General features: G+C 39.8%; 8 protein-coding genes. 5 read left to right on the top strand and 3 right to left on the bottom strand.

The window, feature by feature from the left end; genetic code table 11:
• The first annotated feature begins 48 nt into the window (after nucleotides 1–48).
• Nucleotides 49–642: a ribulose-phosphate 3-epimerase gene (locus NST91_RS23665; protein ID WP_341333117.1), complete on the top strand. Its 594-nt coding sequence runs from the start codon at nucleotides 49–51 to the stop codon at nucleotides 640–642.
• Nucleotides 643–784: 142 nt separating this feature from the next.
• On the opposite strand, the gene NST91_RS23660 is transcribed toward NST91_RS23665, so the two are convergent.
• A complete protein-coding gene (locus tag NST91_RS23660) occupies nucleotides 785–1,906 on the bottom strand; it encodes an ABC transporter permease (RefSeq protein ID WP_341333116.1) in 1,122 nt (373 codons plus the stop codon).
• Nucleotide 1,907: 1 nt separating this feature from the next.
• Entirely contained in the window at nucleotides 1,908–2,837 is a 930-nt protein-coding gene (locus NST91_RS23655; RefSeq protein WP_121445589.1) for an ATP-binding cassette domain-containing protein, read from the bottom strand.
• Between the two features lie 400 nt (nucleotides 2,838–3,237).
• Between NST91_RS23655 and NST91_RS23650 the strand changes: the two genes are divergently transcribed.
• The gene (locus NST91_RS23650) at nucleotides 3,238–4,419 is read left to right on the top strand and encodes a M14 family zinc carboxypeptidase (protein WP_341333115.1); all 1,182 of its coding nucleotides are present in this window, start codon (nucleotides 3,238–3,240) and stop codon (nucleotides 4,417–4,419) included.
• Nucleotides 4,420–5,259: 840 nt separating this feature from the next.
• Here NST91_RS23650 and NST91_RS23645 read toward each other — a convergent pair.
• Entirely contained in the window at nucleotides 5,260–7,056 is a 1,797-nt protein-coding gene (locus NST91_RS23645) for a sigma 54-interacting transcriptional regulator (RefSeq protein ID WP_341333114.1), read from the bottom strand.
• A 221-nt stretch (nucleotides 7,057–7,277) separates the two neighbouring features.
• Between NST91_RS23645 and NST91_RS23640 the strand changes: the two genes are divergently transcribed.
• The 3 genes from NST91_RS23640 to NST91_RS23630 are packed head-to-tail and all read left to right on the top strand — an operon-like array spanning nucleotide 7,278 to nucleotide 12,233.
• Nucleotides 7,278–8,399 (top strand): tyramine oxidase subunit B, encoded by a 1,122-nt coding sequence (locus NST91_RS23640; RefSeq protein ID WP_341333113.1) that lies wholly within the window; start codon nucleotides 7,278–7,280, stop codon nucleotides 8,397–8,399.
• 20 nt (nucleotides 8,400–8,419) lie between these two features.
• On the top strand, nucleotides 8,420–10,513 hold the full coding sequence (locus NST91_RS23635; RefSeq protein WP_341333112.1) for a hydantoinase/oxoprolinase family protein: 2,094 nt from the start codon (nucleotides 8,420–8,422) through the stop codon (nucleotides 10,511–10,513).
• Nucleotides 10,494–12,233 (top strand): hydantoinase B/oxoprolinase family protein, encoded by a 1,740-nt coding sequence (locus NST91_RS23630; protein ID WP_121445594.1) that lies wholly within the window; start codon nucleotides 10,494–10,496, stop codon nucleotides 12,231–12,233. The genes NST91_RS23635 and NST91_RS23630 overlap by 20 nt, the downstream gene beginning before the upstream one ends.
• Nucleotides 12,234–12,246 lie beyond the last annotated feature (13 nt).

Here is a 12,246-nt window from a genome sequence, read left to right as displayed (position 1 = left end):
ATTTCTGCGTTAAAACATAACTGTCATAGAGAAATAATGGAGGTACACATGAAGATTTCACCTTCGATTGCATCTGCAAATCCATTGCAACTAGGCGAAGAAGTAAAGAGAGTTCAAGAGCATTATGACGATCTTCACATAGATATTGAGGACGGAAACTTTATATCGAATATCACCTTTGGACATAAAACCATAAAAGCTCTTCGAAGTGTTACACAACTTCCATTCTCATTTCATCTAATGGTTACCAATCCATATGATTACTTGGATCAAATCATAGATTTATCACCAAGTATCATATTTGCCCATGTTGAGTCACTTCTATATCCTAGTGATTTTATATCAAAGATACGTAAGAGAAATCAAAAGTGCGGTTTAGCCTTCAATCCAAAAACACCAGTGGATCCCTATTCTTACTTAATGAATCATGTAGATGGCATTTTAATTATGACCTCGGAACCCGACGGACAAGGACAATTGTTTAATGTGGCAATGGTTGAAAAGGTTAAGAAGGTGGCTAAGAACTACAACTTTAAGGGAGAAATTTGGGTTGATGGTGGCATTAAATACGAGCACCTTCATCTCTTAGGCGAGGCAGGCGCTACACACGCAGTAATGGGTAGGGCCGTTTTTGGAGAATAGCTGGACTATAGCGGCACGTGGGATTTCGGACTTTGATTGTATTTCGTAGCATGACCTGGGCCACAGGGACATGTCCCTTGTCCCACTTTCGAGTCCAGGTAACACCAAGGAGGGCAGGTATCTGCCCTCCTTTTTCATCATTTTACCTCGTTGATACAATTGATTGTCTTTTATATAACAAGGAACCCAAGATAAAGGCGACCCCACCCCAAAGAAGCATGTTCCCAAAACCAAGCCAAAGTGGGGATGAAAGTATAGGAGTATTATAGACCATACTGTCTCTTAGGCCGTCTGCAAAATAGGTGAGCGGAAGGATGTTTGAGATAGGTTGCAGCCATTCAGGCATTGTTTCAATAGGAAAGAAAATGCCGCTAACAAACATCATGAGAAAGCTAACAATGTTTGCGACTCCCATATAGGCTTCATTCGTATTGCTAAAAGAAGAAATAAAATAGCCAATTGCATTAAAAGCGAGAGCTCCCATTAAGAAGACTAATAGTAAACTAGGGAAGTTAATAAACAGATTAGCCCCGAATACGAATACGCCAATCAAGGATAAGAGCGTGATTTGGATGATACTAAATACCAGACGCATGATCATATCACTAAGGCCAAAGATACCCATTTTTGCTGGGGTCATCCGTAACCTTTTGATTAATCCTTTTCTACGCATATCCACTAAGTCAACCATTCCGAACAAGCCACCTTGAGCAATGGATAAAGCAATCATTCCAGTTAAGAGAAAGTCAGTATAATCTAATTCCGGATCGCCTGAGGAAACCGTCTCGAATTGCTGGTTAAAAGTTGGGGTGGCACCAACGGCTTGTAAGTTTGCCTGCTGAATGAAATTATCGAGAATCCCCGACACGACTTGGGTTGATACACTTTGTTCATTCTCTTTGTTTACGATCAGTTTTATCGATGTTGACTGTGCCGATTCCGGCAAAATGATGGCAGCATCTACTTCCTTTTCTATTACTAAATCTTTTGCTTTATCTTCACTAACCGTACCATCTCCGCTTTCTTCGATAATCGGAACTTGTTGCAGTTGCTTTTCCATCATCGTAGATGTTTCATTCGGGGATTCATTTACAATCACCACCTTCGTGTTGAAATCATCACTTGAACCACCGCTGAATATCGTCATAAAGATAACCATTAAAATGACTGGGAAGAAAATCCCCCAAAACCAAGCTTGTTTTTCACGAAAGGTTAATTTTAGCTGAGCAAGGAACATTTGTTTAAATTGCTTGAGATTATTCATCCTAATCCCTCCACTCCTTACCGGTATAAGCAATAAAGACATCTTCAAGACTCATTTCGTGAATAGAAACTTGTTCGACTTGATATTCATTTTCATTTGTGAATTTAAAGAGGTTTAACAGTGAATCCTCGGGTTTTATTGTCCATAGATTAAGTGTCGTGTCTTCCCGTTCTGTCCGTGTTACAGACTCAAGAGATTTGGCAAAAAGCTCCGCATCCTGGGCGGCTTTCTCTCCATCAAGGAAGGATAATCGTACCTCTCTTTCGTTTGTTAGTTTTTCGATTAAACCGGAAGGGGAGTCCAAGGTTACGACCAAACCCTGGTCAACGATACATACTCTGTCGCTCAGTTTTTCAGCTTCTTCCATATAATGAGTGGTAAGAATCGTCGTTTTCCCTAAATTCTTAAGCTCAAGAATAATGTCCCACACATTTCGTCGTGCCTGAGGATCGAGGCCAGTTGTCGGTTCATCCAGGAATACAATATCGGGATCACTAATCATGGCAAGCCCAATAGCAAGTCGTTGCCGCTGACCGCCAGATAATTTTTTTACTTGGTTCTTACGGTGCTCCGTAAGATTAACCAATTTGAGTATTTCCTCCGTTGATCGCGCCTTATCATAGAATGTAGCAAATAGATTCAAATTTTCTTCCGGTGTCAATAAATCAAACATGGCACTCGATTGTGGCTGTACACCAATTTTCCTTTTGATCGTTAGTGCATGCTTCTTCCAGTTCAGTTCACCAAACTGTATTTCTCCTTGATCTGGTGTGACCAAGCCTTCTATCATTTCTAGTGTTGTTGTTTTTCCTGCCCCATTTGGACCGATAATGGTAAAAATCTCACCTTCTTTTACAGAAAAGCTAATATCTTTAACGGCTTGAATGGAACCAAAGGATTTCTTTAAATTCCGAACTTCTAACACATTCATACTTACATCACCTTTCCTTGAAATCGAGCCATTTTTGCAAAAGCCCTACACCAAAAGTAGTACCACGTTTATTCCTATGATGTGAGCAAAGGAAAAATTCGTAATGAATTGATTAGGTCACGCTAACTTCTCGAAGTTTGTCGAAGATTTAGACCGTAATCAAATCTAAAACCCTATACTCCAAAAGTTACAATTCTACATAAAAACTAGGTATTTCCGCTGATTTGATAGGATAGGACCAACTAATCATTTTTAATAAAAGTTTCGGTTTTCGAAGTAATTTGATAGAAATAGTCAAAACTAGTACAGTTTCGACAGCGGAAATCGACATATGTAAATCTACTAAATTTATACAATCTAGTTGTATTCATAGAAAAAATAGTAGAGTGGAGTGGTAGGAGTGAAGAAGAAAAAGGTTATTTCTACGTTAGGAGTTATTGCATTATCGGCAAGTTTGGTAACGCCGGTGTTTGCACAACAACCGGAAACATCACCTGGGACACCTGATGAGCAAGTTTTATCTGTAGAGGGGTTCACAAATCATGAGCAGTTAGGGAAAAAACTGCAGCAAATCGCAAAGAGCAGCCAAGGAAAGGTTCAGGTTGAGGTAGCGGGTTACTCAAACCGAGGTAGAGAAATCTACAAGGCGACAGTTGGCCAAGGAGACAAGGTCATTTTACTCGAAAGTGAAATTCACGGAAATGAACCGACAGGAACGGAGGCCATACTCAACATTTTACAATTCTTAGGTACAAATTCTCCTGAAGCACAAAAGATTCGTGAAGAGGTTACGATTGTAGCGCTACCGAAAATGAACCCAGACGCGTCTGAGTTGAGTCGTCGTGGAAATGATTTAACATGGGCAGAGGTAGTAGAGGACTTTCCACAATTAGCAAGCGTAAGACCAACATGGAACTACTATATATATCAGAATCAGACTTTTGATTATGCATCACAGCCAGGCTTTGATGTTAACCGTGACTTTAATCCAAACCTTGATTATGTCCCACAACCTGAGGACTTCCCAGGGAATTCATCTCAACCAGGATGGTTCATTACGCCTGAATCTCAGGTCGTTCGAGACGTGTATAAGGACCTTCAAGCTGAGTTTGGCAAGGTTGATGTATTTGTAGACTTACACCATCAAGCACCATACTATGAGGTAGAAGGCACAGACGATCTAGTCACGTTCTCTATCAGCGGCCAATTCGTCCCAGACCCATCTACAACTGAAAAATACGCCGAATATGCGGATACATACGACTATGATTTCTCGCGCCAGCTGAATGTTGCAGTATTTGACGCCTTACAAGAAAAAGGGAATGCAAACATATCCCTCTATCCACAAGGCCTAGACTTACCAGGTACAGCATTAGGAACATTTGCGCTAAACGGAAGTGGTGCCGTGTTGTTTGAAGTAAGAGGCCAAACACAAAGCATGGGCCAAAAGAAAAAGGGTGAATTAGTAAAAGCGGTTGAAAGAGGTCTATACGGAATTATCAACGGCGTAGCTGACGGTACCGTGTACGACATTAACCCTGAAGAATACGAATCTATTCCATTGACCAAAGGTAGACAATAGGCGGAGGTCATGTTGAAGATTCGAAAGTTGTCAAAAGTGTGGGTCACAGGGACAGGTCCCTTGTCCCACTTCTTTCTCACAGTAACGTCTAGGGATACCAGTGCAAGATCGCTTCGGGATAAGTTAAAGTTACTATATTAAAGTGATAATCATATTTTTTGAGATGCTTGTCATTTTACAGGCATCTCTTGTTTTTGTTTCGTAAATGGTCGTTACAGGATGTGGAACTTTGCATTTTAACTTGCAAAGTTCCACATTTTTATTGGTGAAAACCTCAGTTATGGTACCTACCATGACTTTAACCTGTCTGTGTTTCATTTTGAGTAGTGTCAGCAAAAAACGCTGAACAGATAAAACCGTTTTTTCAATCTTAAAATAAGGTAGGCATTTATTAATGTGATAAGTTCTTTAAGATCGAGTGTGTTTTGAGCATGGCCTCTTGAAACACTAATAATAGATTTAACAGTGTTTATGCCCATTCTAGCTTCTAATTCGTCAAATTGTTTTCTTCGAAGATTAATTTTGCCTCTTCCAATATTTCCACCCGACTTCAGAGAAATATCCTTTTGTATTAACGTAATCTTCAATCTCATCTAACCGATAAATGTTTAAACGAGCTTTTTGGAAAACAGCGAAGGCATCTTCAATATAAATAATTTCGTGGTTTCCCAAATAACGTGCATTAAACCCTTACTCCTTACGTGTGTATCTCTGTAAACTACCTAGCATACTTCCTTGCACCAGACGAACCTGCCTTATAATTGTATATATCTATTATACTACTAGGTTGGGAACGAATCTCCCAGAAGACAGATTAATTCCCACTTTAACTTCAACAATCTAAATTCCATAGTGCTTGATTTTTCTGTAGAGGGTTGCCAGACTCATTCCAAGTTGTTTGGCAATTCTTTTTTTGGCCGTCGTTGATGAACCGATGTTGTTTAATAGGTGTAAGATTTGGTTTTTTTCATATTCGTCAATTGAGATGGCCAGTTGGGTTATTTGTAGATCTTGATTGCTAGCATGCTGTGTTACATTCGTTCTACTCGTATTGTTTTTTATTGAAGATGGAAGATGCTTTTCTGAGAGGATGGTTTCTTCATGCCCTGCAAGATTGATGGCAAACTCAATTGCATTTTCAAGCTCGCGGATGTTTCCTGGCCATTGATGGGATAGTAGTGTTTGTTCTGCCTCATGGGATATGTATGTGATATTTCGACCCAACATCTCTGAATATCTTGCAATAAAAAAGTGTGACAGATGGATGATATCCTCGCTGCGATCCCTGAGTGGTGGGAGTTTAATCGGGATAACATTCAGTCGGTAGTATAGATCCTCTCGAAATTCACCCTCTTCCACCATTTTTTCAAGATTACTATTTGTTGCGGCAACTATCCGGACATCGACTGGAATTGTTTCTTTTCCCCCAATTTTATCGATTTCCCGCGTTTGCAGAACACGTAATAGTTTAATCTGTAAATAGAGGGGCATTGTCCCAACTTCGTCCAAGAATATGGTACCTTGGTCTGCCAGCTCGAACTTTCCCACTCTTCCTTTCGCATGGGCCCCAGTAAATGCACCCTTTTCATACCCAAATAGCTCACTTTCAATAAGCGTTTCAGGTATAGCACCACAGTTTATGGAGATGAATGGTTTTGATGCTCGTGAACTGGCTTGGTGGATGGCCCTTGCGAACATTTCTTTTCCTGTTCCGCTCTCACCTGTGATCAAAATGGTAGAGTTTCCATCTGCAACATGGGCAATTAATGATTTTATTTCCTTTATCTTTGGTGACTCACCAATAATGTCATTAAAGGTTATATCCCGGTTACTATTCATCATTTCATAGGCCATAATTTGGACATCCTTGTAATTTTGTAACGAGATAACTGCCCCCTCGTACCTTTGGTTTACTATAATTGATTTAATATTGGCTAAGTATCGGTGCTTTGTATGAAGTCGTTTATACGTCAGTTCATAATTTTGTAACTCTTGGCCCGTTTTTATTTCATGAGTAGGAAAATCCTCAAATAGCTCATAAATTGATTGAACTTCTACCCTGACATTCGAAAAGAAAAGCATTTCCTTCGCCTTTTCATTAATTTGTGTGATGTCTCCGCCTGGATCAATAGCGATTACCCCATTTGAAATCGTATTAATTAAGGTTCGTAATGCACTATTCATTTTCGACTCTTTTTCAATTAATTCAAGTTCAGACATTTTGGTTGCTAATAAATCGGACATTTTTTCTAGAAAGTCTGCAATACCTTCTAGATTTTGTTTTATCGTATGTAATCGGTCATAATCGTATGCAACCATATTGATTGTGCCAATAATTTCGTTCTCGTAATGTATCGGGGTAATAATACCTCCAAGATACGAACATTTTCCCAAACCAGGGCAACTTAAACAGACCTTACTCAGTTGCGTATTATCAATAAATACATATTGGTTGGTTTCCATGACCATTTTGCTTCCGGTACCGTACTGCATTTTCCTTCCTATTTTAGGGAAGGCCCTACCAGTTGCTGCAACTCTAACAGCATCTGAGTTGACTATTTCTACATCCATTTGAAAAGCTGCATAAATTGCTTCTGCAATGTCCTGTGCAACGTGTTTGATCTTTGAGATATTCATAGGCTCCTCCTCTAAAGTATGGATTATTTTTATTATAAAACAGCCATTTCTTAAATAATATAAAAATTCTCAAAGTTAGAAAAATAATTCTCGTTATGAGAAATTTCTCAATTTGAGAATTGAAACTTTCCTAATTTAGTAGCTTTTTAAAGTTGGCATGCTTTTTGCATTAATAAATAATGAATCAAAAAACTTTTTCCATTAATAGGAGGCTTGCACTTATGAGTGACAAACTTGAGTTTTTATATTTGTCTGAACCCGAGGTAATTGAAGCGGGAGTACTAGATATGAAGAATTGTGTATCAACAATTGAAAAGGTATTTGAATTAATGGCGACCGGTGATTATTTAATGGGGGGACCTCTGGAAAATGAACATGGAATGATGTTATGGTTTCCAACAGAAAAAAGAGGACCAAATATGCCTGTAGCAGGACCAGATCGCCGATTTATGTCGATGATTGCTTATGTCGGTGGAGATTTTAATGTGTGTGGAGACAAATGGTATGGCTCTAATATTGCTAATCGTGGCAAGGGACTACCTCGATCTATCTTAATGGTTACTTTGAATGATCCTGACACGGGACAGCCACTTGCTCATATGTCCGGAAACCTTATTAGCGCAACGAGAACTGGCGCGATTCCAGGGGTTGCAGCAAAATATTTAGCCAAACCGAATGCAGAAACAGTTGGCATACTAGGTGCGGGTGTTATCAGTAAGGCATGTTTGAAGGCGATTGCAGAAACACAGCGTTCTCTTAAGGAAATTAAAGTTTACGATTTATTTTTTGAAAAGGCTCAGGAATTTAGCCAGCAGATGAGTGAGGAGTTACAGTTAAATGTCGTACCTGTACATACCTTAAAGGATGCGATTGTAGATGCAGATATTATTAGTGTTGCTACAAGTGGGCAAAATAAAGCGCGAATTGAGAAGCAGTGGCTTAAACCAGGCTGTCTTGTGACTCTTACTGGACCTGCCGATTTTGATGATGAGGTATATCTCGAACATAAAGTTGTTGCTGATAATTGGAAAATGCATGAGGCGTGGCTTCAAGATGCGAGAGAGCATCCGCTTGGATTTGATAGTATTAAAGATTGGGCGCCGACCGGTCAGTTATTACAATTAGTGGAACAGCAACAAAAGAATAGTGAAGACATTATTAATCTGGGTGATGTAGTGTCTGGTCAGAAACTAGCGAGAAATAATGAGGATGAGGTTATCTTATTTGTAACAGGTGGTATGCCTGTCTATGATGTAGCCTGGGGATATCAAGTGTATCAAAATGCCCTTCAAAAAGGCCTCGGAACACAACTACTATTATGGGAAAAGGCTCATTGGGCTTAATAAAAAGGAGGAGATGAAGAATGAGTTATCGTATCGGTGTAGATACAGGTGGAACTTTTACAGATGTTGCACTTGTACATGAGGAATCTGGAAAAATCTACGTAACAAAGGTACCGTCAACACCCCATAACCCATCTTTAGCGGTGATTGATGGAACGAAGCAAATCATTAAAGAAAACAACCTAAGCTTTGAGGATGTTGGCTTTTTCATTCACGGTTCAACGGTTGCAACCAATACACTTCTTGAGCAAAAGGGAGCCAATACGGCCCTTTTAACAACAAAGGGATTCAAAGACGTGTTACAAATCGGAAGACAGACAAGACCAAAACTATATGATTTCAGAGCTCGTAAAAACAATCCACTAGTTCCGCGAAATTTACGTTTGGAGCTTGATGAAAGAATCTCCTTTCAAGGGGATGTGTTAAAGGAAGTTAACGAGAAAGAAGTATACGAAATTATTGAGGTCTTGAAAGAGAACCGAATTGAATCATTGGCCATTTGTTTCATTAATTCTTATGTCAATTCTGAACATGAAAAGCTTGTTAAAGAAATTATTGAAAAGGAGCTACCACATCTTTCATTAACTTTATCAAGTGAAGTACTACCAGAGTTCAAAGAGTATGAACGAACAAGTACGGTTGTTGCGAATGCCTATGTATTACCAAAAATGAAATATTATTTAAATCATTTAAAAGATAACCTAAAAGATTTAAAGATTTCAAGTAACCTATATATCATGCAGTCAAATGGTGGAATCATTAGTGCGGAAGCTGCCATGGAAACACCAGCAAAAACTGTTCTATCTGGACCTGCGGGTGGGACGTTAGCAGGTTCGATCATTGCGAAGAATACGGAGTATAAAAACTTAATTACCATTGATATGGGAGGCACAAGTTTAGATACAGCTCTCATCGAAAATGGTCAGCCTCAGTTTACAACAATGAGTAATATAGAGGGTCATCCGATTAAGCTACCGATGATTGAGATGCATACAATTGGTTCAGGTGGAGGTAGTATTGCTTGGATTGACCCAGGCGGAGCCCTACGTGTAGGGCCTCATAGTGCAGGCGCTCGACCAGGTCCTGTATGTTATGGTCATGGGGGTACTGAGCCAACTGTTAGTGATGCGAATGTCATTTTAGGTCGTTTGAATCCAAATTCTATCTTAGGTGGAAGAATGAAGATGGATGTGGAAGCAGCAAGGAAAGTTATGAAAGAAAAAATAGCAGATCCTTTGAATCTAACCGTTGAGGAAGCAGCAGAAGGAATTTTAAGAGTGGTTAATGCAAATATGGTGAGAGGTATTCGGGTAATTTCGATAGAAAAAGGGCATGACCCTAGGGACTTCGCACTTGTAGCGTTCGGTGGTGCTGGTCCTGTTCATGCAGTCGATATCGCAGAGCAGCTTGGCTGCAGTAATGTAATCATTCCGCCAAATCCAGGGATTACCTGTGCCATGGGGATGTTAATGGCAGATGTACGTCATGATTATGTCCGTACTTTATCGAACCGTTCTTCTGAATTTCACTTAGACAAACTTAATCGAATTTATGAGGAATTGAGTAAAAAAGCATATAAAGAACTCCTCACTGAAGGATTTTCACAAGGAACAGCTGAGGTCCAAGGAAGTATCGATATTCGATATAAAAAGCAAGCCTACGAAATCAATGTTCCTGTTAGTTCTTTACAGGTTACTTCAAGTGTTTTACTAGAAGCCATTGAATCCTTCCATCAAGCCCATGAAAAAATATATGGCTTTAGTAGACGAGATGAAGAAATTGAAATTATCAATTTACGCGTGGTTGGAATCGGAAAAATTAAAGAACTGAAAATAGAGGGACTCGAAACAGCCGTTTGTGATGATTTAAAAGAAATTGATACAAGATTAGCTTATTTCAATAGTAGATATGAGGAGACGCCGATCTATCGTCGAGCTGATATAAGTGTTCAGCATCAGGTACAAGGACCTACGATTATCGAGCAATTAGATTCAACCATTGTTATTCCGCCACATTATCAGGCAAAAGTTGATCAAGATGGAAACTTTATCATTTCAAAGGTTGAAAGCGTTAGCAAGAAGGGGGAAGAAGTTTATGAGCGAAATGCGTATTGATGCAATCACACTAGAAGTTATGAAAAACGCCTTTCATACCATCGCAGAAGAAATGGGTGTGACGTTAATTCGTACTTCTTTATCTACGAATATTAAAGACCGTATGGACTGCTCTACGGCTATATATACACGGGACGGTCAGCTTGTGGCCCAAGCAGAGCACGTTCCACTGCACCTAGGTTTGATGCCTTCAGTGGTGGAGGAGGTTCTTAAAATTTATCCTGCGGATGAGTTACAGGAAGGTGATGCGATTTTAATCAATGACCCTTATATTAGTGGATCACATTTACCAGATATTTTTATGATTAGTCCTGTATTTTATCAAGGCAAGCTAGCAGCTCTAGCTGCAAATATTGCCCACCATGTTGATGTTGGTGGGCAAACACCTGGTAGTATGTCTGTAAAAGCAACTGAAATCTTCCAAGAAGGACTGCGCCTACCTGCCATTCGAGTACGAAAAGCAGGGGTACTAGACAATGAGGTTATCCGGTTACTTTCCAGTAATGTACGAACAGGAAAAGAAGTTATTGGAGATCTCTACGCTCAGCTAGCAGCTAATAATGTAGCAGAAACTCGGTTAAAGGAAATGTTTGAAAAATATAGCTTCGAGCATACCGAAGCTTGCATGAAAGAGATTATTGAGTATTCTGATCGCCGATTACGAGTAGCGATAAAAGAGGTCCCAAGCGGAGTTTACGAATTTGAGGACTATCTAGAGGGAGACGGAATTAATGAGGACTTTATCAAGGTACGGGCAAAGGTCATCATTCATGACGATGAAATCACGGTAGATTTTACAGGTTCATCAAAACAAGCAAGTGGCCCTGTTAATTCGACACATGGAGTAACAAGTGCCTGTGTGTATTATGCGGTAAAGTCAATTTTAGACCCAGATGTTCCGCCTAATGCAGGAACCTACCGTTCTATTAAAATCATTGCACCAAAGGGTACGATTGTGAATCCTAACTTCCCTGCTGCCGTATCAAATGCAAATGCAAATACATCGCAACGAATCACAGATGCGATTTTAGGAGCAATGGCGAAGGTGTTACCAGAGCGGTCGATGGCTGCATGTTCAGGTACGATGAGCGGAATTGCGATTGGTGGCTTCAATGCACAAACCAATGAATATTTCTCCTATGTTGAAACATACGGAGGAGGTCAAGGTGCTGTTGACGGGCTAGACGGTATGGATGGTGTTCATACGAATATGACAAACACACTTAACACACCTGTTGAAGTCATTGAACAAACTTTCCCAATTCTAGTAAAGAAATATGCGTTGGTTGATAGCAGCAGTGGTGCTGGTAAGTATCGTGGCGGCATGGGCTTAACAAGAGAAATGCACTTCCTGGAAGATGGAGCAACAATCACCTTGATGACTGACCGTCAAAAGCTTGGACCATGGGGGCTCCTTGGAGGAAAAGAGGGAAAAACGTCAGCCTGTACACTTATTACACCTGAAGGAGAAAAGGTAGCTTTATCCTCTAAGGTCACGATGGAGGTACCTAAGGATAGTACGGTGATTATTGAAACAGCGGGTGGCGGAGGCTATTTCGGTCCACTTGAACGTGAGCCAGAGTTAGTATTGGATGATGTAATTAAAGGCAATATTACAGCTGATGAGGCTGCAAATCAATACGGTGTCATTATATTTGATAATAAAGTGGATGACGTAAAAACAAATGAACAACGAGAACTATTAAAAACTAGTTTGTAAGCTTTGGAAAATG

Origin of the sequence: Ferdinandcohnia sp. FSL W7-1320, from assembly GCF_038050315.1 — a bacterium.
GTDB lineage: Bacteria > Bacillota > Bacilli > Bacillales > Bacillaceae_L > Ferdinandcohnia > Ferdinandcohnia aciditolerans.
The sequence above is the reverse complement of the archived record's forward strand: the minus strand, read 5'-3'. Positions and strand labels throughout refer to the sequence as shown.

Bases quoted from the DNA above. Each gene is read 5' to 3' on its own strand.
- NST91_RS23665 (WP_341333117.1), top strand. From the start codon at position 49: ATGAAGATTTCACCTTCGATTGCATCTGCAAATCCATTGCAACTAGGC.
- NST91_RS23660 (WP_341333116.1), bottom strand. From the start codon at position 1,906: ATGAATAATCTCAAGCAATTTAAACAAATGTTCCTTGCTCAGCTAAAA.
- NST91_RS23655 (WP_121445589.1), bottom strand. From the start codon at position 2,837: ATGAATGTGTTAGAAGTTCGGAATTTAAAGAAATCCTTTGGTTCCATT.
- NST91_RS23645 (WP_341333114.1), bottom strand. From the start codon at position 7,056: ATGAATATCTCAAAGATCAAACACGTTGCACAGGACATTGCAGAAGCA.
- NST91_RS23640 (WP_341333113.1), top strand. From the start codon at position 7,278: ATGAGTGACAAACTTGAGTTTTTATATTTGTCTGAACCCGAGGTAATT.
- NST91_RS23635 (WP_341333112.1), top strand. From the start codon at position 8,420: ATGAGTTATCGTATCGGTGTAGATACAGGTGGAACTTTTACAGATGTT.
- NST91_RS23630 (WP_121445594.1), top strand. From the start codon at position 10,494: ATGAGCGAAATGCGTATTGATGCAATCACACTAGAAGTTATGAAAAAC.